We start from the raw sequence: 24,290 nt of genomic DNA on the forward strand, positions 1-24,290 counted from the left end.
GGCTCTTGAGCTAATCAAGTTTTAACTATGACAAATGTATTCTTTGTTTCATAGTCCGAAAAGATAACCAATTCGATTAATTGTACAAAAAAATATTTTCCTGGTTGGGTTACCCTTTGATCTTTGTTGTATAAAGCAATGAATTTGCAAGTTCCTCCGGTGATTCAGTTCGTAACAGTGCACAGTTGCAACCAATCTACCCAGAGTCTTTTCCTGAGTAAAACAGTTATTATACATCTTTATTCTTTTGATGCTTACAGCTGACTCTTGTCAGTTATTGGAATTGTTTTGTCCTGATCTTACTACTTTGTTACTATAACCTATGAAACGTTCTTTTTTCAAAGTTCGCATGGCTACCGCTATGTTGTGTATTACCTTATTGTCCGCTTGTCACTCAGGTCGTCGTGAGTCAACGGAAGCATATGATATGACTACGGATGCACTGGAGGTAGCAGCACCTGAGGCGATGAATACTGAATCATATGCCTATATCAAAGAAAATGGCTTTCAGGATGCTACCCACACTCCTTTGTCTACTTTCTCTGTTGATGTAGATGCGGCCAGTTATGCCAATGTGCGTCGCTTTATTACCAGTGGACAAAAACCACCTGTAGATGCTGTTCGCATCGAAGAACTGGTCAACTATTTTGATTACGAATATCCTCAGCCTACGGCTAATCAGCCATTTTCTGTTACAACAGAGGTAGGTATCTGCCCCTGGAACCCCGAACATCATCTGGTACATATAGGCTTGCAGGGGAAAAAGCTGGCAACAGAAGATCTGCCTGCTAGTAACTTGGTGTTCCTGATTGATGTATCAGGATCTATGAATGAACCAGATAAGCTACCTCTTCTCCAAAAAGCGTTTGGACTTCTGACTGATAATCTGAGACCTAAAGATAAGGTGGCTATTGTAGTGTATGCTGGTGCAGCAGGTCTGGTATTACCAGCCACTTCGGGAACTGATACAGAACAAATTCTGAGTGCTATTGAAAATCTTCAGGCAGGTGGTTCTACAGCTGGTGGAGAAGGTATTCGGTTAGCCTATCAGGTAGCAGAGGACAACTTTATCAAAGGAGGCAATAACCGGATTATACTGGCTACCGATGGCGATTTCAATGTAGGGGTTTCCTCTGACTCTGAGATGATCAGACTGGTGGAGGAAAAACGTAAATCAGGTGTGTTTTTAACTGTAATAGGGTTTGGAACTGGAAATATCAAAGACTCCAAAATGGAAGGGATTGCTGATCATGGCAATGGCAATTACTATTACATTGATTCGGAGATGGAAGCTAGAAAGGTATTGGTAAGTGAAATGGGCGGTACTTTGTTTACTATTGCCAAAGATGTAAAAATTCAGGTTGAGTTTAATCCTGTAGCTGTGAAATCGTATCGTTTGCTGGGATATGAAAACAGATTGCTGGAGGACAAAGATTTTACAGACGATACAAAAGATGCAGGAGAAATAGGAGCAGGCCATACTGTAACAGCTTTATATGAGGTAGAGCTGGTAAGCAATAAACAAAATGGTGCTCCTGCCTTAAAGTATCAGAATCGGACACCTAATGAAGTAGCTCGTACTTCAGGTGAGTTGGTTACACTAAAGCTTCGCTACAAAAAGCCTGATGGGGACATAAGTAAAGAGATTGTGCAGGTGGTTACAAAGGACCAGATTCGTATAGAAACATCCGATAACTTCCGTTTCTCTGCGGCTGTAGCAGCTTATGGTATGCTATTGCGAAATTCTGACTACAAAGCCGACGCTACCTATAATAAGGTAATTATATGGGCCAAAGGTGCGAAAGGTGTTGACTTATCCAGTTATCGGAGTGATTTTATCAATATGGTAGAATCTACTCAGAATCTGGGTGAGGTGACAGTAGCCAGAGATGAATAATAAAAAGGAAAAGTCCGGTGTAGATGACCGGACTTTTCCTTTTTATTATTCATTTTTTATTTACAAAAGTATTCCAAACCCAATATTGGCATTCCATTTATACGTTTTTTGCAAGTGTTGTTTGGCCTGATCCCAGGCAGCTTCCTCGTGTGCGTCCAGTATAGGTTGATTATCAAGAAGATAAGGAAATGCGAGGTTAAAGCCAAAATTAAAGGTAAATCTGCTGGCAATAATTATTCTTTTGCCAATACCAAAACCTGCTACCACTCCAGAAATAGGACCATTTTTTTCTGAAACGGTGTATGTGGTTTGTCCTTCTTCCTGTGAATGATAGGAAGACTGAATATTTCCTGTCAGATAATTGCAATGAAACTGTAAATAACTGCCGATAGGGGCCAGTGCATTTTTGAGATATCGTCGGTAACTTATACCCAGGCTCTGTGTTTGTAAATTAAATTGTATTTTATCTCCTGAATTATAATCATAGAGACTCTCATTAAACTCTGTCACAAGCCTGCCCTTGGAGTATGAAACAATATCGAAGTCTATTCCGAGTGTCTGCGTTTTATTGAGGGTATATTCAGTATGTAGATTCCATTTGTAGCGAAATTTTACAGTTGAGCTTCCCTCCAGTACCAGATCTGTAATTAGTGGAGCCATTGACTGAAAATTCGCATCTATGGCTATTCGTTTACCCATATATCCGGAGGTTTGTGCCGATGTATTGAGTATGGCAAGAAAACTTAAAAGGATAAATATATATTTCATTTGAAAGATTGCTTATAGAAATTAGTTCAGACTGTCTTTTACTTCTTTCTTTTGTGTTTTACCTGATTGAATGTATTGTAAATGTTAGCATTGAGCACATACCCGGCATCTTTGCTGCTTAAAATCCGGTACTCGGCCAAATAGACCTTTTCATCTTCAACATTAAAGACTGTCGCAAAATATAAGACTTCCGGATGAGGAGCGAAGGCTTCCCAGGCTATGCCAGGCAACAAATAAGGTGCTCCCAATGCCCAGAACATTTTTGGCCAGGGTGGACTGTCTCTTAAACTAAATACACCAGTCCAGCATACATAAGGAGTGCCATATTTGGCAATGAATGTTTCTTTCTGTTCCTTTGTGAGGAGTGGTACATCAATGTTATCATGGATAGACATTTTGCTGATCCAGTCTTTGATAAGAGCATAATCGTTAAACTTATCTGCATCCGACGAATTCAGTGTTCTGGGTTCAATCCATTGTGTCTGTAGTCCCAGCTGTGTCGTGATGTTTTTTATCCGATCATTAAAATCCTGGTTCTTTTGTTCAGACTCCAACAGACGAAGCTTTTGTTTCTTTTTACGATCGTCAATCTGATAGTACTCTGTATTTACAATAACCACCTTGTCAATACCCAGAGAGGCTCCTCTCTTTTTCAGATATTTCCGGTAAGAAGCCAGATCTCTTCTGCGACGGTCTGCATTTTTATCTTTTTCTTTTTTCTCGTCTACATATTTGCTAAACAAATCTGTAAATTCCTTTTCTTTCAGATACTCTGCAAAGGCATATTTTTCGTAGGTACGTTCAGACTCCAGTTTTTTGATTAGCTCTATCTTGGATTTCTGCGGTGCTTGTGCTGTATCTGCTTCAGGATCATATATATTGCTATCTGTTGTGAATTTGCCTAATGAAGACGTTCCACTAAACGCAAGTTCCTGAAGGGCAATTTCTCCTAATTCTTTAATTTGTCTATCCTGAGGAAACTTATTCCGGATTTTCCAGGTGTAGGATACGGCCAGAATAGTCATTTCTTCATTTGACAGTTTTGAGAAAAGATAATAGAGTCTTTGAGATGCCCCTTCTATATCTTCATATTTATAAGATGTGGGGATGTCATCACTGGATTTTCGATAGCTGTATCGTGTATTTTTAGAAGAGTTAGTTCCATAGTTGGCATATTTGGCCATTTGAATCAGGGAAGAGCTAATAACTTTATGGAGATAAGTAGAGTTAGGATATTCCTGTAACAGAATATAACAGCTATAGATAGCGTTGACATAATCCAGACTTCTCAGATACAGGTCACATACCTCAAAGCGGGCAATCTGACGAACTTTCTGAAATGCTTTTTCAGAGACAAGATAGACTTTTCCTCCTTCTCTGGTGTTGGTTCTCAACTTGTCAACAATAGTTTCTTTTCGTTTATCAGTATTGGGATGGCTGCTCTCTGTATCATCTTCTTCTTTTTTAAGACTGATAGGTTTTACACTAGTCAGACGATATGATTGAGGAAATCGATAATCTTTGGTTTCAAGAAAGGCCAGTTTACATTCCAGATCTTCAAATGGAAGATCAGAGTACTTCAACACTTCAAAAACATCAGTCAGGTTTTGAGTAGCGTAATCTGATTTCAGATAAAGAGATAGCCCTTCAATGTCTGCTTCTGTCTCCATATCTTTGGAATACTTCATCTTTGCCAGAAATTTGTCGTCTACTGATAGCCCACGATAATCTCCTCTACCACTATAAATCTTCTGACTTTCGAGATAGCCTGTAATACTGTGCTTTTTGGTATAGTGACTGATCTCATGGGACAGAATGAAGGCTAACTGAGCTTCATTATCCAACTGAGCCAATAAGCCAAGATTAACAAAAACAATTCCGGCATCCGTTGCAAAGGCATTGGCTACTTTAGATTTCACTGTATAAAATCTCAGCTTCTTTCTGAGATCAGGTTGTTTCTGCAACAATTTATCTGCTACCTGATTCACATAGAGAGTAACCGAATCATTGAATAGAACTCGTCCACTAAGCAACAATTCATCCAGAATAAAACTACTGGTCAGGTAGAAATCTTTTTTGTATTTTTTTTCCTTCCGGGTGTTTCCGGTTTCTGTATCAGTCTGTTGAAGGGAGTTCTGATATTTTGTAGAAGATAATGTCAGAAAATCAGATGGAATGGGGTTTACAGATTTAATAGATTGGTAATTATCAAAGTTTTGTGCACTGAGTAAGGTAGATGTTAATAAACAAATAACATAGCAATAGAAATGCTTCATAAAATAATGTGATGGTTTCGTACATGTTCTAATCTGTGGTAAAGCTACTGCCAATCAAAGAGATAATGTAATTAAAATCGAAATCTTTAAGGCAATGTAATAATTGGTAATACTATTTATTATGGCTTCTTTGATAAAATATTACCAAAAAAAGAAAATAAGAGTGTTTTTTATAGATGATTCTACCTTGTAGATAGTTGAACAAGTCTTTAAAAATTATTCCTCTCCTGAAATAGGTTACATTATATGTAAGGAGTGTATTAAAACACAAGAAAATATAATGGATTTGTATTCATGAACGTAACAAAGCAGGGAGTTAGAAAAGGAAAGATCTATCTGGTACGCACTCTGGGGATTATAATTAGTCTGGTTGTTTTATATATGATTCTGGCTGGAATAGGAATGGTTATACCAACAAATAGTGATTACCAAACAGCCTCAGAAGGTATTCCTGTTTTTGTTACTACCAATGGTTTTCATACAGATATTATTCTTCCTGTACAAAACCGCAGAGATAAGTGTTTTCGGATATTGCAACAGCCTGACTTATCGGCCAAGTATGCTAACTATCCCTATGTGTCGTTTGGCTGGGGGGATAGAAATTTCTATATAGAATCGTATAACAATCATTTTCCAGCAGTAACTACTATCCTGAGTACTTTATTTATTCCTGGCAAAACCTTGATGCATATTGATTTTTATGGGAGATTACCAAGAACAGGGAAACAGGTAAAGAAACTGATGCTGACTCCAGAACAATATGAACGATTGGTAGATTTTATCAATACCTCTTTCTTTAACGAACAAGACGCATTTGCTAAACTTCCTCAGGCTGGATATTATGACACTGATTATTTCTTTGAAGCTAATGGACGCTATCATCTTTTTAATACCTGTAATGTATGGACAGGAGAAGCTCTGGCTGCTGCAGGTATAAAGGTGTCTTACTGGACGCCTCTGGAAAGTGCTGTATTTTACTATTTGTAGTTTTTTTGGATTGAGAATTAGTCAAATTTTGGTCAATACACAATGCAACCGGAATTTGGATACTCCTTTAGTCTGACCAGAATTCCGGTCAAATAAAAGTTTGAACTAAATTCCAGTCAAACAGTAAATTGACCATTATTTGAATATTTTCTAAAAACGACCGGAACTCCAGTCAAAAGTAAAATTGATTGGAGTATTGATTATCTTGTGTTTATCCCAGTAATTAATCATGGTGTTTAGCTTTTATTGTTTGACCGGAATTTAGGTCAGAACTTCCTTCCATTCATTTTCAGAAGATAGTTATTCTGGTATCCGTATTTTTACTTAGTAAAAATGAGGACGATAGGATGCTTTCCAACTGACAAATTCTATTTTTGCAGCATAGTTCTGTAATAATAGTATGTATGTCAGAGTCTGCTTATAAAAAAATCGTGGTAAAGGTTGGGTCTAATGTCATTGCAGGTGCTAATGGTCTTCCGGATGAAGCTGTTATGGGACATTTGATTAGTCAGATCGCACACGCTAAAAGTCAAGGTGTTGAAGTAATATTGGTTTCTTCAGGAGCAGTAGCATCGGGAAGGAGTCTTATGCCTGTTTCAGATAAAACAGATCCCATTGCCCGACGCCAGTTACTGGCCTCTATCGGACAGGTAAAATTGCTGAATATCTATACGCAGTTGCTGCAACCCCACAACCTGATATGTGCACAAATTCTGGTGACCAAGGAAGACTTCAGAGACAGAATGCACTACCTGAATATGAAACGTTGTTTTGGTACATTGCTACAAAACAACATCATCCCTATCATCAACGAAAATGATGTAATTTCTGTAACGGAACTCATGTTTACAGACAATGACGAACTGGCGGGTCTGGTAGCTTCGATGTTAGGAGCCGATGCTTTGATTATCCTGACCAATGTAGATGGTATTTATGATCGTTCGCCGAAAGAGCCGGGTGCCTCTCTGATTCCGGTAATTGATTCAACCCGAACAGACTTTTCCCGTTTTGTCTCTGCGGAGAAATCAAACTTTGGCAGGGGAGGGATGATTACCAAGTGTAGTATTGCTCATAAGCTGGCTATGGTTGGTATCAAGGTGCATATTGCCAATGGAAAGACACCGGATATTCTAACATCTATTTTGCGAAAAGAACCTGTAGGAACCGTATTTGCAACACAGGAAAATAAATCCAAACTCAAACGATGGGTAGCTAATTCAGAAGGATATGCCAAAGGGCTTGTCTATATAAATGCAGGGGCAAAGACAAGTTTATTGCAGCCTGATAAAGCCGTGAGTCTTTTGCCAATAGGTATTACCCGACTGGAAGGAGATTTTAAAAAGGGAGATATTATAAAGATTGTTACAGAAAATGATGAACTGGTTGGATTAGGCATGGCACAATATGGAGCTGAGGTAGCAAAGACATATCTTGGTGAGAAAAACAAAAAGCCTCTGGTGCATTATGATTATCTCTTTCTGGTCTGATAAAATTATTCGCTGGCAGGAATGGTTTTTTTAATACCTCTGTTTCCAATTTGACTGTTATTTTCTTTTGCATATGTCAACCACTACACAATCTCTTCAGGAAGCTTTTGAAGCTGTTGGAAAAGCAAGTCGTATAATTCCTTTGCTGGAGGTAACTACCATTAATCAGGTACTGCTGGATGTTGCCAATGAAGCAGAGCAGGAGACAGGTTTTCTGCTGGCTGAAAATCAGAAAGACCTGGATCGGATGGATGAGAGCGACCCTAAGTTTGACCGGCTAAAGCTTACCCCTCAACGCATTAAAGCTATTGCAGATGATATTCGCAATGTAGCCCGGCTGAATTATCCGGTAGGAAAAATTCTTACTTCAAAACTGCTGCCTAATGGATTGGAGTTAACAAAAATAACGGTTCCTTTAGGAGTTATCGGTATTGTATATGAGGCAAGACCTAATGTGACGTTTGACGTGTTTGCGTTATGTCTTAAGTCGGGTAATGCCTGTATTCTGAAAGGTGGAAGTGATGCCTCTTATTCAAATGAAGCTATTATCTCCATTATTAAACGTATTTTGACTCGTTATGGTATTGACGAGAATATTGTACATCTGTTACCGCCTGATCGGAGTGCTACAGATGCGTTGCTGAAAGCGGTAGGATATGTGGATGTGATCATTCCTCGTGGTAGCCAGTCTCTGATTGACTTTGTACGTGCCAATTCCCGGGTTCCTGTAATTGAGACAGGAGCAGGGATTGTGCATGTGTACTTTGATGAAAACGGAGACCTGTCTAAGGCAATTAATATAGTACATAACTCCAAAACCCGTAGAGTAAGTGTATGTAATGCTCTGGATTGTTTGCTGATTCATCAAAGCCGTTTGCCAGATTTGGTAGCATTGGTAACTCCACTGGGTGAAGATGGAGTAGAGCTGTTTGCCGATGATCAGGCATTTGATCAGTTACAGGGATATTATCCTTATGGGTTACTACACAGAGCCTCTCCGGAACATTTCGGAACAGAGTTTCTATCCATGAAAATGGCGATTCGAACAGTGCGTACACTGGAAGAAGCACTGGATCATATTGCTACCTATAGTTCTAAACACAGTGAAGCTATTGTCACAGAAGATATGCCCGCTGCGGAGAAATTTACTAAGGCAGTAGATGCAGCAGCTGTTTATATAAATGCTGCCACTTCTTTTACGGATGGCGCTCAGTTTGGTTTAGGTGCTGAAATTGGCATCAGTACTCAGAAGCTGCATGCCCGAGGCCCTATGGCTCTGGAAGAGCTAACTAGTTACAAATGGATTGTCAGAGGGAATGGACAGGTACGGGCTAAGTAATATATGATCTGATTCATCTCAAATTTGGATATGAGTAAAACCCAAACCTATACTTTTGAAAAGAGTGTAGACTTGGGTTTATTTTTGACAAATCTTGCTTTCTTGTGCCTAGACTTGTTTATAATCCAGAACATTTCCCTTCTTATCGCCCTGTCACTTTTTTGCTTGCCCAAAAAAGTAACCCAAAAAGGGCCCTTTCTGCCGAACCTCCTGCCCACAAAGCCGGGGGCTTTCCTCGCGGCAGAAAGATTGCCAACGCCCAGCTACAACCTTTCGCGTTTAAAGGCATCATAGCTCTCTTTGTAATTCATTTAGTTTGCTTTCTCTAAGGGAAATGACATCTTTTCTCAAAATTTGAGATATTTCATGATTGATTGGGGCAAAGTCTATCTTTTAACTACTCATTACAAAAACAACCCTCCGGATACCTCAATACGCTGAGCTGTAATCCAGCGGGCTTCTTCACTACACAGGAAGGCAACTACTCCACCTATATCATCAGGTTGTCCTATTCTGCCAAGAGCTGTTTGAGAGGATAAAATGTCTCTCAGTTGAGGATTGGCTTCGAAAGCGCCTTTGGTGAAATCTGTTTCGATAGGACCTGGCGCCACAGCATTGACAGTAATTCCCCGTGAACCTACTTCTTTTGCCAGATATTTGGTAAACGTTTCAATAGCTCCTTTCATCGAGGCATAGGCTGCATATCCGGGTGTAGAGAATCGGGCCAGACCTGTGGAGAAGTTGACAATGCGGCCATTATGGGCAAGCAGTGGGAGAGACTTTTGTGTCAGAAAGTAGACTCCTTTGAAATGTACCTGTAACAGACTGTCAAATTCTTCTTCTTTTGTATCTGCTACCAGTGAGTAAGACTCAATGCCTGCATTGTTGATTAGAAAATCAAACGTGTCTCTATTCCAGATAGTTTTGAGTTGGTCAGACACTGTCTGAGTGAATGTATTAAAAGACTTATTGTCAGCTACATCCAGTGGAAGGGCGACTGCTTTTTGCCCAAGGTTTTGTATTTCCTTAACGACATTATCTGCTTCCTCTTTCTGGGTACGATAGGTCAGGATTACATCTGTTCCTTTTTGGGCCAGGTGTAATGCAGTGTTTTTGCCGAGACCCCGGCTTCCTCCTGTAATCAGTGCAATTTTAGTAGTTTCCATTATTCGTATTGTATTGGTGAAATAATGGTACAAAATTGCAGTAGTTCCATCTCAGAAATATGGTGACAGCTTCAGATTAAATGGTGACTAGTTCAGTTTTTGAAAGGAACTTTTCCCTCTGTACTTCTTCACGATATTGTTTCGGAGTTAATCCTGTGAATCGTTTGAAGAACTTGACAAAATTGGACGGATCGTAGGTTAACGCAATGGCTATTTCTGCAATAGGATCAGAGGTTTCCCGTAACCTGGTTTTGGCAATATCCAGAATCTTTTCTTCAAAGAAGTAGCAGGGCGGCTTACCAGTAGTAAGTTTTATGGTATTACTCAGATGAGTAGGGTGTATGTGCATGATATCAGCAATGTCACGAATCTCAAACATCTCGGTAACCTTACCGGAGATAATATCTGCCAGATGTTTGTCTATTTCCTGCAAAAAAGTGGCTGTGATCTCATGTTGTCTGACAAATATTTTAGTAGGGATCTTGGGAGTTGCCATAGAATCTTTTTTAAGGATATAACTATAATCTATATTGATGTGGGATGGTTCCGGAAAATCATTTTGTTTCGGGAAACGCCTCCAATACTCTTTTTACTAGTCCATCCAGTGCCTTGTTGTCAATCCATCGGGCAACTACGACCAGTTCATGCTCTGGATCTACATAAATCATATTGGTACCATTGCCTATATGGGCAAATGCACTAACAGGTGCACTGGGCAGATACTTTTTGTCTGTATTCAGAAACCAGTTCATATACCCATAGGTAGGCTCTGGAGTGGTTGGCGTAAGTGCCTGTGAAACCCATTGCGTTGAAATCAGTTGTTTCCCATTCCAGTTCCCTTTATGAAGAGTCAGTAAACCAAACCGGGCCATATCATAGGCGTTGATAAACATACCCCCTCCCCAGTGACCACCACCACTTACGGATTGCACTGCCTGACCATCCAGCACAATCCAGGCATTGCGGTATCCATTCCAGCGCCATGTATTGGATGCTCCAATTGGGTCCATAATATAGGTTTTCAGTACCTGAGGCAAGGGTTTTCTCCATACACTTAATGCTGCCAGTGACAAGGCATTTACCCGTACATCATTGTATTCATAAACGGTGCCTGGTTTATTGCGTGGACGAGTTTGCCATTCACTGGCATTTGTACTGGGCCTGTCAGCCCATTCAGGTTTACCCCATAAGGTGCCTTCCCAGTCGCTGGTTTGCCGCAAAAGGTTATCCCAGGTAATCGTTTGGTTATGAGGAGTTGCAAAAGGCCGGATTAATTCGGGTTGTCCAATGTCTTCGGCAGGTCGGGAAATAGATTGTTGCGGATTATATACTTCAATAGGTGGTACATAGGGTGCTACCGTATCCTGTACACTCCGGATCAGTCCCTGATCCACTGCCAGTCCTACTACCGTTGATAAGAAACTTTTAGTCACACTGTGTGTCATATCTACTCGTAGAGGTTCACCCCATTCAGCGACGATGTATCCTTTGTATACAATAATTCCTGTAGGTGCACCACGATCTGCAAAAGGACCGATACCATCTCCAAAAGGTTCTTTCCCGAAGGTGCGATAGTGATTGGCTTCCATGCTACGAGGAGCCTGAGTTTCATTCGCAATAGCAAAGGAAATCGCTTCTGAAAGTTTTGTACCATTCAAACCCACTGATTGTGGAGTTTGGTGCTGCCAGCTTTGGGCGGGAGGAAAATAAGCTGTTTTGATTTTGGCCTTCTGATTCTGGGCGGCTAGCGCTGAAAGAGTTGCTATACCAATCAGCGTATAGAGAAACGGTACAAATAATTTATAAGACATGGAGTTCGGAAACGGTTGTACGTGTTTTGTTGATTTGCCAGCCGGATAGCACTAAGCTAAAGCAGGCTCTAGTGATTTTTCCATAATGTAATCTTCCATCAGAAAGCCATTGCCAATGTCAATATTCTCCTGGCCTGTCACATGAAAGCCTATTCTTTCATAAAACTGAACTGCGGGGTTTTGTCTGTTTACATTCAACGACAGGGTTTGTTGGGAATGAGATCTGGCAATAGCCTCTACCTGAGTAAATAGTGCTTTACCAACACCTTTACCTTGGGAAGATGGCAGAATGTAGATTTTATGAATCTTGACTTTAGGCTGATTCGTGTAATTGAGTTGATACGATATATAGCCAAAAGTTGTATCCTCTTCCTCTGCCAGTAGAAACGTATGACTTTTTTGGGTAATCTGTTCTTCCAAAGAAGGAATGCTGTACATCCAGTCCAGCATATAGGCGATTTGCTCTTTCGATAGGATAGAGCCAAACGTATCTGGCCAGGTTTGATGAGCTATTTGTTGAATGGTTTGAAAATCATTGGAAGTAGCTTCCCGTATTTTTATCATAGAAATAGAGGTTTGATATAGCACAAAGATAGATTTTGGTGAGATTTCGGCTTTGCTTTTTTCATCATTTTTTTACTACCTTTGAAAACACTTTGATAGAAAGTAAAAGCCCGAAACAGGCTTGGATACTACCTGTTTGACTAGTTTGCTACAAGTTGCAAGTAAATTGAAATCCTTGGTAAGAATGCTTTCCTGCTGTGTTGTTTTACAATAAATGACTAAATATACTATTTTGAGTATGGATACCAAAAAGCTAGATGCAGCCTTAATTGCTTTAGTTGAAAAGAAAATTCAGCTAAGTAATATGAATTATTCAGATGAACGTTACGATGAAGTTGAGGAGCAACTTCATGATATGGAAGATGACTTCATAGATAAATATGGGGATTTTCTGGAAGATGCATTGGAAGAGGTTCATGATACACACGATATGGATTCGGAAGTATTACTACCTACAGCTTATCTGGCACAGAAATATGAGAAAGTAGGCCAACACCCTGATGGAAGACCTATCTACGAAGTAGATCACAAAGAAGGTGTATGGGTAGAAACAGAGAAATTTCCAGGCAAAGAAGCTCGTCTGGTTTTGATTCCAAGCCCAACACGTTTTGTGCTTTCTGTGGGCAAACATCGGGAAGAGGTTTGGAAGGCGTAAATTTTCCTTTAGTCAGAAAATGGAGAAGCCCTGTTCTCCATTTTCTGAGATCTTATAAGGAAGGGGTTTTTAGCTTGAACCCTACTCCATGCAGGTTTGTAATTTCTACTGCCGGATCGTTGTTCAGATGTTTTCGCAAACGGGAAATGAATACATCCAGGCTTCTTCCCAGAAAATAATCATCACTGCCCCATACTTGTAATAAAATCTCCTCCCTTTTTATTGCCTTGCCTGCATTCTTGCACAACAACAGCAATACATCAGCTTCCTTTTGAGTCAGCGTCTGCACCTGTGACTCATATCGTAAGGTTAGGTTGGGATGGTCAAATACATATTTTCCAAGAGTGTACTGATTTTGCTGATTGATAGAGGGTTTACTGCGTCGTAACAAAGCTTCAATCCGTAAAGTGAGCTCTTCGATGCTGAAAGGTTTGGTTAGATAATCATCAGCACCTATGCGAAACCCTGTTATTTTATCTTCCTTCATGGACTTGGCCGTAAGAAAGATAATCGGAATCTGTGTGTTTTTCTGGCGAATTTCCTGGGCTAAGGTAAATCCATCTTTCCTGGGAAGCATTACATCCAGTACACAGATATCAAAGTTGAGTTGAGTAAATACATGCCAGCCTTTTTCGCCATCATCACAAAGTGTTACCGAAAATCCCTCCATCTCCAGGTTGTCTTTGATTACAAATCCCAGGTTAAGATCATCTTCTATCAATAAAATATGTGCTTTGCTCAAGTATGTAGGTAGGATTTAGTATAAAAAATAGGTATACGGTCTAATTTCAGCTACAGGGCTTTAAATTTAGATAAGAACACCGTTGTTATGCAAGCTTTTCTGTTGTTACTGGTAACCAGATAGTAAAACTACTTCCCTGATCAGGTTCACTGGTCACTTTGATCGTACCAGTATGAGCCTTTACAATCAGCCGAACATAATTTAAGCCAAGCCCAAACCCTTTTACATCGTGTACATTGCCTGTTGGAACGCGGTAAAAACGGTCAAAAATACGTTTTACATGTTCCTGACTGATACCAATGCCATTGTCTTTAACCGTAATACCTATCTGATCTTTTTCATTTTGGGTAGTGACTGTTAATTCAGGCACTTTGTGATTGTATTTAATCGCATTATCCAGAAGATTGTACAATACATTGGTAATATGGAGCTTGTCCCCGGAAATTTGGTTGCGAGTAGCCTCAAGGTGTAATTGCAAGGTGCCTCCTTTCTCTGTTAGCGAAAGTTGAAAAGGCTCTGATGCCTGAGTAATTAGCTGGTGCAGATCAATAGTTTCTTTCTTCAGTTTTATTTCTTCGTTCTCCAGTGATGCCATCTGAAGTACTCGTTCCACCTGACCTTTCAGCCGGTTGGCCTCCTGCCCAATGATGGTCGCATAGCTAAGTAAACGTTCCGGAGACTGAGTAATTTTCGGATTCTTTAATACTTCAGATGATATGGAAATGGTAGAGAGAGGCGTTTTAAACTCATGGGTCATGTTATTGATAAAATCCTGCTGGATTTCCGATAGACGACGTTGGCGCAATACCACAAAGGACGTATACGCAAAGAAAGAGATTACGATCAATAATACAGCTGACGAAAATATCCAGAACCGCATTTCTCCTACCAGTGCCAGATCTTTATTTACAAACCGGATGCCGAAGTAATAGTTGTCACCTGCAATCTTAGGAAATATCTGACTGGCAGTAGGATGGATGTCCTCCTTTCCAAAAACGAAATAATTACCAAAAACTGCCTCATTATTGGCACAATCATAAATTATGTACTGGAAGTCTATGCGTATATCCCGTTTTTCGAGTTCATTACGCAGCAGGGTTTTCAACAATTCTTCATCAATTACATCATTGACCATCACAACATAGTAATTGGATGATACTTTTTTTATAGATACATTGGATGAGGCAGTATGCTGATTGTAACGCAGAATGGAATGGGCTACCTTGGCTAGTGCTTCTCTGGCTGTCCGGTCAAATTCTACCTCCCGCACATTAAAAGCCTGCCTGAACCAGAAAACCTGCACCACCACAATCCCAAAGACAGAGAGAGTTGCCAGAATTATTATAAGCCGAAAGGTACGACGGTTCATTTGTTATATTTTAGTGTAAAACGCGTTTTCTCAGAGCATTGTATGAATGCAAAGATATAAGATCTTGTTTTTAGAAATGAAAAGCTCACATGTATAGAAAGGTACGTTAACATTTCATTAACAATATTTAGAGAATTGTTGAGAGATGGTTTCGGTTTTTCGCTATACTTTTGTCCTGTTGAGTAACAATAACAAGTAATTCTTATCTATTAAACGTATATTGTCATGAAAAAAATCGCATTGGCCATCGCATTCCTGTTTGCTGTTTCTGCAGCTGTATTTGCTCAAACTAAATCTGCTTCTGCTAAAGCTCCTGCTTTCAAATGGGAAAAAACTACACACGACTTTGCTGCTATTCCACAAGGAAAGCCAGTAACTGCTGAATTTAAATTCACAAACTCTGGTAGCGCTCCTTTGATCATTTCAGCTGCTCAGGGATCTTGCGGTTGTACCGTTCCTGAGTATTCAAAAGAACCTATCGCTCCAGGCAAAACTGGTGTAGTGAAAGCTACATTCAATGCTGCTGCAGTTGGTCCTTTCACAAAAACTGTTACTTTGACTACCAACGTAGGAACTGCACCAGTAACACTGACTATCAAAGGCGAAGTAAAAAGCAACACAACTCCTGCTAACTAATATATAACGGTGCGATTTTACCTATAGATAAGTTTTGAGATATCAGCTTATTCTTGTAAAAGCGAACAAGATATTTTTAATACAAGCAACCAGTGAAGAGGATTCTTCACTGGTTGTTTTATTTTTAGGTTTTTGTTGGTAGTATTGAAAGATTGGAACAAAGATTGCGGAAATATAACTAATCTGATATCAGACCTAACTTCAACAACGTTGTATTTTTATGTTAGCCTTACGTTTTTTCTATATAGTGTGTGGATTGTTATTGACCACAACTGTATATGCGCAAAATATTGATGACTTACTCATTTCTGCCAATGGCAAACTCAAAAAGAAGGATTATCGGGGAGCATTGACAGAGTATAATGAAGTGCTTGCCCGCGAACCCCAGAATCCACGTGGTCTGGAAGGCAGAGCCATTGTTCAACTTGAATCCGGAAACTTGCCTGCTGCCATAGATGATGTAAACAGGTGGTTACGTATCGAACAGAATAACCATCGGGGATATGCATACCGGGGGCTGATAAAAAGTGAGATGGGAGACACAGATGGTGGATTACGGGACCTGGATAGAGCTATTGCACTGGAGCCAAAGTTTGCAGAGGCATTTTATTACCGTGGTTCTATCAAGCAGGGATTGGGTGATACAAAAGGAGCTATTGCAGATCTGGAGAGATCCATTGCTGCTAAACCGGAATTTGACCAGGCCTACCAGGATATTATAGGTCTATATCTGGAGCGGGGAGAGGTGGATAAAGCCATGCCATATCTGCAAAAATCCATGGAGTTAAACCCTAAAAAGAAAGAAAATTATGCTACTAGGGGCATGATTTTGGCAAAACAGAAGAAAGTGACAGAGGCTGAGGCAGACTTCACAAAAGCAATAGAGTTGGATTCTGCAGATGCCGATGCCTATTATCAGCGTGGGCTTTTGTTGAAGGCTCAACAAAAGTACGAGGAAGCATTAAATGACTTCACAAAAGCGGTACAGCTAAAAAAAGAGTTTGAACTGGCATATTATGAACGGGCAACTATGCAGAATCTGTTGGGAAATTATAAGGAGGCTGTGAATGATTACAGACGTGTAATGGAATTAAATCCTTTTAATCCCAATGTATATTATGATGCAGCTACAGCCTCTCTGAATATGGAAGATTACAGATCCGCAGAACAATACTTTTCCAGTTCTTTGTCATACAACTACGGAGATGTGGAAGCTACTTATTACAGAGGAATAGCACGTAGCCATTTGAAAGATTATAAGGGAGCTGATTATGATTTTTCGCGTGCTATTACATCTAACTATAAAGATGTAAATGTATACAAAGAAAGAGCATTAGTACGTATGGCCTTGTCCCGTTATGACCAAGCAGCTAGTGACTGGACCAAATACATCGAAAAGAACCCTCAGGATGCACCTGCCTTCTACTTCAGAGGAGTTTGTTATTTTAAGCAGTTTCAGTATGATAAAGCTATAACCTCTTTTGATGAGGCAATAAAACTTGTTCCAGATTATGAAAATGCCTTATTTGACAGAGCCGCCGCCCGTGCTAATGCAAAAAACTATGATGGAGCTATTGCTGATTATGATAAGGTGTTACAGTTAGATCCTCAATATGCTGCAGCTTACTATAATCGAGGTCGGGTGAAGCTGGATAGCAAAAAACAGGATGAAGGATGCAATGACATTCGTAAGGCTATTGAGTTACAGTACAAACCAGACGAAAAAGTGCTGAAAAAACTAAATTGTAGTCTATAAGAACCTTTTTGGATTTTATCCTAACAGCCTTTTGAAAGACTTTTTTGCCTCACTCTTTCAAAAGGCTGTTATTCTTTACTAGCAAATATGACACAATCAAAACTAGAGGCAATTAGGTATGCTGGCAGACAGATCTTTAGTTTATCTACGAAAAATAGGAGATAGCCAATCGACTGTAAAATTAGCTTCTTGAACTTCTACTCTATTTCTATACTTAGAAAGATATATATCCTTATCCTAATTCTAATACAATCCTATGAAAAGACGTGATTTTATACAAGCTTCTCTGATAACGGGTACGGTAGCTACTCTCATACCACAAGCAAGTGTTGCCTCTGTAAGTAAGCCTATGCAGCCCAACACTACCTTTGAGTATTATGAACTACGTACTTATATAGTAAAAAACGGGCGACAAAGAAAGCTGGTAGAAGACTATTTTCAGCAAGCGGCCATTCCAGCTCTGAACAAGATAGGCAGCAAAAGCATAGGCGTTTTTACAGAATACTTGCCGCAGGGATTTACCAAGCTTATTGTATTGATTCCGTATGCATCACTCACAGACTTTATAGAAGCCCCTCAAAAGCTGGTAAAAGATACTGCATACCTGCAGGCAGCAGCTCCGTATTTGAATGCTACTGCTATAGAGCCTGCTTACGAACGAATTGAAAGTTCATTATTTAAGTCATTTGCTCAGATGCCTGCATTGGAAGTACCGGAGAAAAAGCCTCGTTTGTTTGAATTACGACGGTATGAAAGTCCCAGTGAAATTACAGGAAAAAAGAAGATAGAAATGTTTAACGATGCGGGTGAAATTACCATTTTTAAACGTGTTGGCTTGACTCCCGTATTTTTTGGTGAGGCGGTGATTGGTTCTCATTTGCCTAACCTTACTTATATGCTTGTGTTTGATAACATGGAAGAGCATGACCAGAACTGGAAGAAATTTGGCTCTGACCCAGAATGGAAAAAAATCAGTTCCATGCCTGAATATAGTGATGAAAAAATTCTTTCAGGTATTACCCGTACGTTTTTAGTGCCTACAGCCTTCTCTCAGATCTAAGAGATTGTCTGAATTGTTTATAAGGCAGCGAAAAGGTCAGATTTTTTAGCAAGACGAGTTATTTGTATATAAAGCAATTGCAACATGACTAGCGGCTACTCGCTGAAGAATAGGCAAAGGTGTAGGCTAAAAAATGTTTTTACAGCCTTTACAAAATAATTTAGATCACCTCCAAAAGACAAGACGTTTGCCACTTATACCAATCAATCTCCTATGAAGAAAGTTGCTCTGCTGATACTCTGTATGCTCATGATCTGTCCGGTCATATGCGGACAAACCCTTATAGATTGGACGGGTTATCAGAAAAAGAATGGGATATCTGTGACCCAAACAGGAAACAAACTGGAAATAAACTGGCCAACGCTAGCTAAAGAAAGGGCAAAGATGGTCCTTAATCTGGAAAAAAATCACCCCCTTTTTACAAGCCTTCAGGTATCGGAGCAGGGAAATTTGAAAGAGATTGCAAGAGACCTTGATCCGGCTTTTGTGCTCACGATAGGCAAACGTGATCTGATCTCGCAAAACGGCTGGAACATCTTTTTCGATAAAACAAATAAAAGACCCCATCAATCCTACAGTATTGCGTTTGATAAACGAAAAGCTGCTGTTCAAACTATAGGTTCCCGGACGATTATACGAGTGAGTGATGCCAGAGCTGCTACCTTCAATGGGACTATCGAAATTACGGTCTACAAGGGAAGTCCCTTATTCAATGTTGCTGCTGTAATAAGTACAGAAGTAGATTCAACAGCGATTCTGTATGATGCAGGATTCACTACAAAGAAGAACACTTGGAATAGACTTTCCTGGTCGGATACAGAAGACAAGATGCAATACATAGGAGCAGACCTAAAACAACCTGCCAAAGTCCAGGCTGTTAAGTATCGCACGATTATTGGACAAAGTAATGCGGGCAGTCTGGCCGTATTTCCTGCGCCTCATCAGTACTTTTATCCACTGGATGAAGCCTTTAACCTGAATTTTACCTGGTATGGACGTAATTACCGGGAATTGGTGCCTGAGTTTGGCATCGGTATCCGTCAGGATTTGATGGGCGATAATCGCTGGGTACCCTGGGTCAATGCACCTCCAAAGACACAGCAGAGGTTGAATTTTTTCTGTCTGTTAAGTGCCAACGAACCAGCTCAGTTACTGGAAGAGGTAAAGCAGTTTACCCATGGAGATTCCTATCAGTCACTACCAGGGTATAAAACTATGTCGAGTCACTTTCACAATGAGTTTGTGATGAGTGTCATGTTGGCCGGAAAGCCTGTACCAGAAACACCCAACTTTGTCAATGTCTTTAAGCGTAGTGGTGTTGACATTGTGCATCTAGCTGAGTTTCATTACACGGCTCATCCAAAAGGTCCGGATAGCCTTCGTTTACTGGAACTGAAAACCCTGCACGAGATGTGTAAACGCTGGTCAACAAAAGATTTTCTGTTGCTGCCTGGTGAAGAACCAAATGAATTTTTTGGCGGGCACTGGCTTAGCTTTTTTCCAAAACCTGTAAACTGGATTATGTCCCGTAAACCCGATATGCCATTTGTAACCGACGATCCCAAGTTCGGGAAGGTATACCGCATTGCCGACAAATACGATATGCTAAAATTGCTGGAAGCTGAAAATGGTCTGGCCTGGACAGCCCACGCACGTACAAAAGGCTCTACTGGCTATCCAGATAAGTACAAAGACGAAGATTTTTATAAATCGGATCATTTCTTTGGAGCGGCCTGGAAAAATATCCCTTCCGACTTGTCAGAGCCCCGACTGAGTCGCCGGGTACTGGATTTGATGGATGATATGGCTAACTGGGGATATAAGAAACACATCATTGCCGAAGCCGACCTGTTTACTGTGGAACCGGAGAATGAAATGTATGCTCATCTGAATGTGAACTATCTGCAACTGGACCAATTACCTGACTACAATCAGGGATGGCAACCTGTATTGGATGTAATGCGGCAGGGCAAGTTTTTCGTTTCCACAGGGGAAGTACTCCTACCTTCCTTTACAGTGAGTGGCAAAGGCGCAGGGGAAGCTGTCAGGCTGCCAGAGGATGGCAAAGCCACCCTAGTGGTGGAAGTGGATTGGACGTTTCCATTAACATTTGCTGAAATTATTTCCGGCGATGGCAAGCAGGTTTTTCGGGAGCGGATCGACTTGACTCATACAGGGCCTTTTGGTAAGCATAAGTTTACCTTTACTACACATCTGAAGGACCGAAAATGGGTAAGGGTAGAGGTTTGGGATGCTGCCGTAAACGGAGCCTTCACTCAGCAGGTATGGATTGAAAAGTAGTAAGTATAAGCTCCATCAGACAGGATTTATTACTTTTATTCAAATATTAGCATCTATAAAAAAGTGAAAAAAAGAGAAAAAAAGGCTTGGGAACATGATATTGAAAACCTTGTACATTCTTTCCTTAATCGTACTATCTATGAAAAGTTAACTGAGGATATCCTGTCATCTATTCCGGATGTTACATTGGAGCAAGCTGTAATTGATAATATCCAAGCGAAAATAAGCCCTGATTTCAGCGATGAGTATGATGTTGTTACCAAACTAAGTACAGGAAGGCAAGCTGTATATGCTACTTTCTACTTAGAATGTGAAGTCTGTAATGGTGGATTCAGTCAATTTTTCTACAATTCTATAAGTGTATTTGCTGAAGATGCTCTTTATGGGTTCGAGCGTATTGGAGCCGTAAAACTTTCCGCACTAATGAAACAAGCAATCATCCTCTATAAAGAGAATAAAAGGGAAATAACAGAGAAAGAGGATGAAACTATTGAAGGATACCACAAATTCTATAGTGATAATCCTTTGAATAAGTTAGATGATATATTCTATTTATTAATAAAAGAAGAGAATTTGTCAACCTTAAGAATCAATTATATTCGTAATAATCCGAATGAGTTTCTAGATTAAAGAAGGAGATTTTCTTCATGTTCGGCCTCAGAATACTATTTTCCGTCTTTATAACTTTAATATGGTAATGACTTAGTTACATGAAAGCTCTCTATATTTTTTGCGTTGCCAGCCCTCCAGATAGGAATGCATAAGATAATGCAGTGACTGAGCCCGTTCAGGTTCTGTTTCCTTTAACTCCTTTATCTGAGAAGACAAATGATCTATAAATAGCAGCCAATCAGCTTCCGATATAGTAGATAATTCATTATCCAAATCCTGCTCACAACGAGCACTGGCTAGTTGGGCAGAGATTTGTGTAATAATAGGAGGAATAGACATACCTTGAACTGGTAAAAGCGTTAGAACCAGATTTTTATAATCTTTATTTTAAACATATTTTTTGAGTAAAAGAGTCAATACACTCGCAAGTATGTATAGGGAGTATGATTATATACTGTTATATGCTATTTTTTTAAAGATTAAACTTTTATAGGGATAGAATATCTTTTGCTACAATCGATAAATCATTGTTCAGCTGATGACCCCCTTTAAGCAGTTTACGGACAATCGCCTGTGGTAGATTTTGTGTATAAAACTCCAGATTGTCGAATGGTACTACTTCGTCGTCCTGACTATGGTAGAGAAAGACCGGAAGATTCTTCGGTAGCTTATCCGCAAAGTCTTGGTTTAGTTTAAGACCCTGTTTCCAATCTTCGTCACCACTCCAAAACGGAGTAGAAATAACAAAGAGTCCAGCTATTTTTTTACGAATCTGACTTTCTGATAGATATTTCAATAGCATTGATGCACCCAATGAGTGTCCCACCAGAATAATTGGGCCATTGAGTAAAGAGATTTCTCTGTCAATTTGCTTTTTTCGACCAAAATCTGGTTCTGGTTCCTCGGGTAGGAAGGGGTAATGCACCAGATACGTTTCACCTAAGACTTCTTGCAAAGAAGCAACAAGTTTAGCATCAGCTGTATAATCTTCTTCACCTCCTCCGCCTTGTATAAAGAGCACATGTTTTTTCATAGTAAGGTCTGTTTGTGTTTTGGTATGAACAAAGTTAAAACAGATAGATCTCTCATTTGCAGGGTAGTTGCGACAATATAAGGGTGTTTTGCGACCATCCGTTTTTCCTTCATTCCTTTGTTACTATCTATCTTACCAACCAGTTTACCTCCTGAGTTAGCTTAGTCGCAGAGCTGCTTTTTCCTGAATAATTACTTGTACAGAACGTTTTTCGATTTTGCTTTCCAACCATGAGATCATATCAAAATACAAGAAGGCCCGTTTCTCATACGCACTGTTGAGCAACGGCAGCAACTGATTGCGTAATTCCACAAATCGCCGGGTGAGTTCCTCTTCATCCGGATCATCGTGAAGCTTCTTGAGAAAGCCAAGAATATATTTCTGGAACAAATGCAAATCTTCCTTCATCAACAAAAAGCGGTACGTAGATCGGATGTAATACTTGATTACATCCCGGTTGTCCAATTCAAAATGAGCGATCAGCGTTATGATTCGTGCAAAACACTGCAGATCTTCCCGCATATCAGCATTGGGAATATTGATAATACCACCCATCCACCGAACAGCGTGCCTGAACTGGCCCGCACCAAAGTAAAGGCAGGCAATCTTGTAGTAAAAGATCAGCACCGAATGTTTATCCAATACATTCATGAGTTGCAGAATCTGTTTTTCATGCCCATTCATAATTAGTTCAATGCCTTTAGAGAAGTCACCTGTCATAAAGTACTGATTGATCTCATGGACATAATAGTACTTAAGTAGTCGAATCCGAATGCTTTCGTTGATATGCACGGAAGGGATCAGATCAATGGAATGAAGTTTCTGATTTGTTTCAACAAACTCGGCATATTTATACAATTTGTTTTGGGCAATCAACAGACTGTTTAAGGCCTGCAAATAACTCTCTATGTTGCCTTGAAGTAGGAGAGGCATACTCTCATACAAAGCCACCAGTCTTTGGGCTGCTGTGTACCCATTTTCAAATGCCTGAATGAAAAAATAATAGCCTACATACAGACGGTACAGGTATATTTTTTCAATAGAAGACAACTTTTCTTCTTCAATAGGAGGAATAGTAGTGTGAAAATAGTCCTTCACCTTCAGATACTCTTGCTCATTCCGAATATAGCCAATACGTGTGTAGAGAGAATTAAGCCGGATAGCGAGATTGGAAAAAATATTGATATTGTTAATCTGCTCAGTTATCTGGCTGGTTTCACGGATAATTTCATCTACCTGACTGGTAGTGCCATGGCTATTGGTAAACAGAAGTATCCTTTTTTCAAGTTTGATGATCTCAAGTCGTAATTCCAGGTTTCCATTGGCAATGGCCAGCTTTTTAGCTTTTCGTAAACAGGATAAGCCCTGCTGGTACAAGCGTTTATTGAATAAAAGCTGAGCAAAGTCAATCTGCTCACGAATCTGTACATCACCCATTTTGGCCAAGTGAAACTGCCGGATACTTTGCAGAATTTTTTCGTAGAGGTATGCCTTTAGATTCGAAAGCTGAGAAGGCTTCAGTGAAGGTGCTTCCTGCAAAAGCTTGTCCTCATCAAACTCTGATTGGGCATTTATTAAATCAAATAGTAATAAAACCTTGCGATCTTCCTGTTGTCCCTCACTAAGCATAAACCGTTTAAAATATCGCTTTTCATTTTTATCGAGTGATTTTATTAAATCAAATAAGGTTTTTGATTTTCCCTTTGACATCGTAACTATATAAACTTTAAAAGTTCTTTTTTCAGGCTGCAATCTATTTTTTATTTCAACTACTACAGCTTGGAAACTGTAATTATCTAAAAGCTTCTTTTTTGCTTGGAAACCGGAATTT

The 24,290-nt window shown here is 39.8% G+C and carries 21 protein-coding genes; 10 read left to right on the plus strand and 11 right to left on the minus strand.

What is annotated here, in order from left to right:
- Positions 1-322: 322 nt before the first annotated feature.
- Positions 323-1,897 carry a vWA domain-containing protein gene (locus QNI22_RS13955; protein WP_314511415.1) on the plus strand — a complete coding sequence of 525 codons (1,575 nt, stop codon included), beginning with the start codon at positions 323-325 and terminating at the stop codon, positions 1,895-1,897.
- A 60-nt stretch (positions 1,898-1,957) separates the two neighbouring features.
- Here QNI22_RS13955 and QNI22_RS13960 read toward each other — a convergent pair whose 3' ends face one another.
- Together QNI22_RS13960 and QNI22_RS13965 are read right to left on the minus strand one after the other, a co-directional pair.
- On the minus strand, positions 1,958-2,665 hold the full coding sequence (locus QNI22_RS13960; RefSeq protein WP_314511416.1) for a hypothetical protein: 708 nt from the start codon (positions 2,663-2,665) through the stop codon (positions 1,958-1,960).
- Between the two features lie 38 nt (positions 2,666-2,703).
- Entirely contained in the window at positions 2,704-4,941 is a 2,238-nt protein-coding gene (locus tag QNI22_RS13965; RefSeq protein WP_314511418.1) for a M48 family metallopeptidase, read from the minus strand.
- A 294-nt stretch (positions 4,942-5,235) separates the two neighbouring features.
- Here QNI22_RS13965 and QNI22_RS13970 point away from each other — a divergent pair, with 294 nt between their 5' ends.
- The 3 genes from QNI22_RS13970 to QNI22_RS13980 all read left to right on the plus strand — a co-directional run bounded on the left by QNI22_RS13970 (position 5,236) and on the right by QNI22_RS13980 (position 8,754).
- Positions 5,236-5,928, plus strand: a complete 693-nt coding sequence (locus tag QNI22_RS13970) for a TIGR02117 family protein (RefSeq protein ID WP_314511420.1) — start codon at positions 5,236-5,238, stop codon at positions 5,926-5,928.
- Positions 5,929-6,332: 404 nt separating this feature from the next.
- Entirely contained in the window at positions 6,333-7,415 is a 1,083-nt protein-coding gene (gene proB, locus QNI22_RS13975; RefSeq protein WP_314511422.1) for a glutamate 5-kinase, read from the plus strand.
- 73 nt (positions 7,416-7,488) lie between these two features.
- Positions 7,489-8,754 (plus strand): glutamate-5-semialdehyde dehydrogenase, encoded by a 1,266-nt coding sequence (locus tag QNI22_RS13980; protein ID WP_314511424.1) that lies wholly within the window; start codon positions 7,489-7,491, stop codon positions 8,752-8,754.
- Positions 8,755-9,158: 404 nt separating this feature from the next.
- Here the strand turns inward: QNI22_RS13980 and QNI22_RS13985 are convergent, their stop codons facing one another.
- The 4 genes from QNI22_RS13985 to QNI22_RS14000 all read right to left on the minus strand — a co-directional run bounded on the left by QNI22_RS13985 (position 9,159) and on the right by QNI22_RS14000 (position 12,295).
- Entirely contained in the window at positions 9,159-9,920 is a 762-nt protein-coding gene (locus QNI22_RS13985) for an SDR family NAD(P)-dependent oxidoreductase (RefSeq protein ID WP_314511425.1), read from the minus strand.
- A gap of 76 nt (positions 9,921-9,996) precedes the next feature.
- Positions 9,997-10,416: a helix-turn-helix domain-containing protein gene (locus tag QNI22_RS13990; RefSeq protein ID WP_314511427.1), complete on the minus strand. Its 420-nt coding sequence runs from the start codon at positions 10,414-10,416 to the stop codon at positions 9,997-9,999.
- A gap of 58 nt (positions 10,417-10,474) precedes the next feature.
- A complete protein-coding gene (locus QNI22_RS13995) occupies positions 10,475-11,731 on the minus strand; it encodes a serine hydrolase domain-containing protein (RefSeq protein WP_314511429.1) in 1,257 nt (418 codons plus the stop codon).
- 51 nt (positions 11,732-11,782) lie between these two features.
- Entirely contained in the window at positions 11,783-12,295 is a 513-nt protein-coding gene (locus QNI22_RS14000) for a GNAT family N-acetyltransferase (RefSeq protein WP_314511430.1), read from the minus strand.
- Between the two features lie 238 nt (positions 12,296-12,533).
- On the opposite strand from QNI22_RS14000, the gene QNI22_RS14005 reads away from it, so the two are divergent.
- Entirely contained in the window at positions 12,534-12,950 is a 417-nt protein-coding gene (locus QNI22_RS14005) for a hypothetical protein (protein ID WP_313976455.1), read from the plus strand.
- 52 nt (positions 12,951-13,002) lie between these two features.
- Here QNI22_RS14005 and QNI22_RS14010 read toward each other — a convergent pair whose 3' ends face one another.
- Positions 13,003-13,692 (minus strand): response regulator transcription factor, encoded by a 690-nt coding sequence (locus QNI22_RS14010; protein ID WP_314511432.1) that lies wholly within the window; start codon positions 13,690-13,692, stop codon positions 13,003-13,005.
- Positions 13,693-13,777: 85 nt separating this feature from the next.
- Positions 13,778-15,061 (minus strand): sensor histidine kinase, encoded by a 1,284-nt coding sequence (locus QNI22_RS14015; protein ID WP_314511433.1) that lies wholly within the window; start codon positions 15,059-15,061, stop codon positions 13,778-13,780.
- Between the two features lie 225 nt (positions 15,062-15,286).
- Here QNI22_RS14015 and QNI22_RS14020 point away from each other — a divergent pair, with 225 nt between their 5' ends.
- The 5 genes from QNI22_RS14020 (at position 15,287) to QNI22_RS14040 (ending at position 21,444) form a co-directional block, all read left to right on the plus strand.
- The gene (locus tag QNI22_RS14020; protein ID WP_314511434.1) at positions 15,287-15,697 is read left to right on the plus strand and encodes a DUF1573 domain-containing protein; all 411 of its coding nucleotides are present in this window, start codon (positions 15,287-15,289) and stop codon (positions 15,695-15,697) included.
- Between the two features lie 220 nt (positions 15,698-15,917).
- Positions 15,918-17,453 (plus strand): tetratricopeptide repeat protein, encoded by a 1,536-nt coding sequence (locus QNI22_RS14025; protein ID WP_314511435.1) that lies wholly within the window; start codon positions 15,918-15,920, stop codon positions 17,451-17,453.
- A 256-nt stretch (positions 17,454-17,709) separates the two neighbouring features.
- Positions 17,710-18,513, plus strand: coding sequence for an NIPSNAP family protein (locus QNI22_RS14030; protein ID WP_314511436.1), 804 nt, complete (start codon positions 17,710-17,712; stop codon positions 18,511-18,513).
- Between the two features lie 213 nt (positions 18,514-18,726).
- Positions 18,727-20,814 (plus strand): CehA/McbA family metallohydrolase domain-containing protein, encoded by a 2,088-nt coding sequence (locus QNI22_RS14035; RefSeq protein ID WP_314511437.1) that lies wholly within the window; start codon positions 18,727-18,729, stop codon positions 20,812-20,814.
- 63 nt (positions 20,815-20,877) lie between these two features.
- Positions 20,878-21,444: a DMP19 family protein gene (locus QNI22_RS14040; RefSeq protein WP_314511438.1), complete on the plus strand. Its 567-nt coding sequence runs from the start codon at positions 20,878-20,880 to the stop codon at positions 21,442-21,444.
- 72 nt (positions 21,445-21,516) lie between these two features.
- On the opposite strand, the gene QNI22_RS14045 is transcribed toward QNI22_RS14040, so the two are convergent.
- From QNI22_RS14045 to QNI22_RS14055, 3 genes are all read right to left on the minus strand, one after another.
- Positions 21,517-21,765, minus strand: a complete 249-nt coding sequence (locus QNI22_RS14045; protein WP_314511439.1) for a hypothetical protein — start codon at positions 21,763-21,765, stop codon at positions 21,517-21,519.
- Positions 21,766-21,913: 148 nt separating this feature from the next.
- Positions 21,914-22,459: an alpha/beta fold hydrolase gene (locus tag QNI22_RS14050; protein WP_314511440.1), complete on the minus strand. Its 546-nt coding sequence runs from the start codon at positions 22,457-22,459 to the stop codon at positions 21,914-21,916.
- Between the two features lie 156 nt (positions 22,460-22,615).
- Positions 22,616-24,169, minus strand: coding sequence for a hypothetical protein (locus QNI22_RS14055; RefSeq protein ID WP_314511441.1), 1,554 nt, complete (start codon positions 24,167-24,169; stop codon positions 22,616-22,618).
- Positions 24,170-24,290 lie beyond the last annotated feature (121 nt).

The organism is Xanthocytophaga agilis (genome assembly GCF_030068605.1).
GTDB lineage: Bacteria > Bacteroidota > Bacteroidia > Cytophagales > 172606-1 > Xanthocytophaga > Xanthocytophaga agilis.

Coding starts and splice junctions, on each gene's coding strand:
- QNI22_RS14020 (WP_314511434.1), top strand. CDS start 15,287: ATGAAAAAAATCGCATTGGCCATCGCATTCCTGTTTGCTGTTTCTGCA.
- QNI22_RS14005 (WP_313976455.1), top strand. CDS start 12,534: ATGGATACCAAAAAGCTAGATGCAGCCTTAATTGCTTTAGTTGAAAAG.
- QNI22_RS13970 (WP_314511420.1), top strand. CDS start 5,236: ATGAACGTAACAAAGCAGGGAGTTAGAAAAGGAAAGATCTATCTGGTA.
- QNI22_RS14050 (WP_314511440.1), bottom strand. CDS start 22,459: ATGAAAAAACATGTGCTCTTTATACAAGGCGGAGGAGGTGAAGAAGAT.
- QNI22_RS13990 (WP_314511427.1), bottom strand. CDS start 10,416: ATGGCAACTCCCAAGATCCCTACTAAAATATTTGTCAGACAACATGAG.
- QNI22_RS14035 (WP_314511437.1), top strand. CDS start 18,727: ATGAAGAAAGTTGCTCTGCTGATACTCTGTATGCTCATGATCTGTCCG.
- QNI22_RS13965 (WP_314511418.1), bottom strand. CDS start 4,941: ATGAAGCATTTCTATTGCTATGTTATTTGTTTATTAACATCTACCTTA.
- QNI22_RS14055 (WP_314511441.1), bottom strand. CDS start 24,169: ATGTCAAAGGGAAAATCAAAAACCTTATTTGATTTAATAAAATCACTC.
- QNI22_RS13985 (WP_314511425.1), bottom strand. CDS start 9,920: ATGGAAACTACTAAAATTGCACTGATTACAGGAGGAAGCCGGGGTCTC.
- QNI22_RS14025 (WP_314511435.1), top strand. CDS start 15,918: ATGTTAGCCTTACGTTTTTTCTATATAGTGTGTGGATTGTTATTGACC.
- QNI22_RS13955 (WP_314511415.1), top strand. CDS start 323: ATGAAACGTTCTTTTTTCAAAGTTCGCATGGCTACCGCTATGTTGTGT.
- QNI22_RS14000 (WP_314511430.1), bottom strand. CDS start 12,295: ATGATAAAAATACGGGAAGCTACTTCCAATGATTTTCAAACCATTCAA.
- QNI22_RS13980 (WP_314511424.1), top strand. CDS start 7,489: ATGTCAACCACTACACAATCTCTTCAGGAAGCTTTTGAAGCTGTTGGA.
- proB (WP_314511422.1), top strand. CDS start 6,333: ATGTCAGAGTCTGCTTATAAAAAAATCGTGGTAAAGGTTGGGTCTAAT.
- QNI22_RS13960 (WP_314511416.1), bottom strand. CDS start 2,665: ATGAAATATATATTTATCCTTTTAAGTTTTCTTGCCATACTCAATACA.
- QNI22_RS14030 (WP_314511436.1), top strand. CDS start 17,710: ATGAAAAGACGTGATTTTATACAAGCTTCTCTGATAACGGGTACGGTA.
- QNI22_RS14015 (WP_314511433.1), bottom strand. CDS start 15,061: ATGAACCGTCGTACCTTTCGGCTTATAATAATTCTGGCAACTCTCTCT.
- QNI22_RS13995 (WP_314511429.1), bottom strand. CDS start 11,731: ATGTCTTATAAATTATTTGTACCGTTTCTCTATACGCTGATTGGTATA.
- QNI22_RS14045 (WP_314511439.1), bottom strand. CDS start 21,765: ATGTCTATTCCTCCTATTATTACACAAATCTCTGCCCAACTAGCCAGT.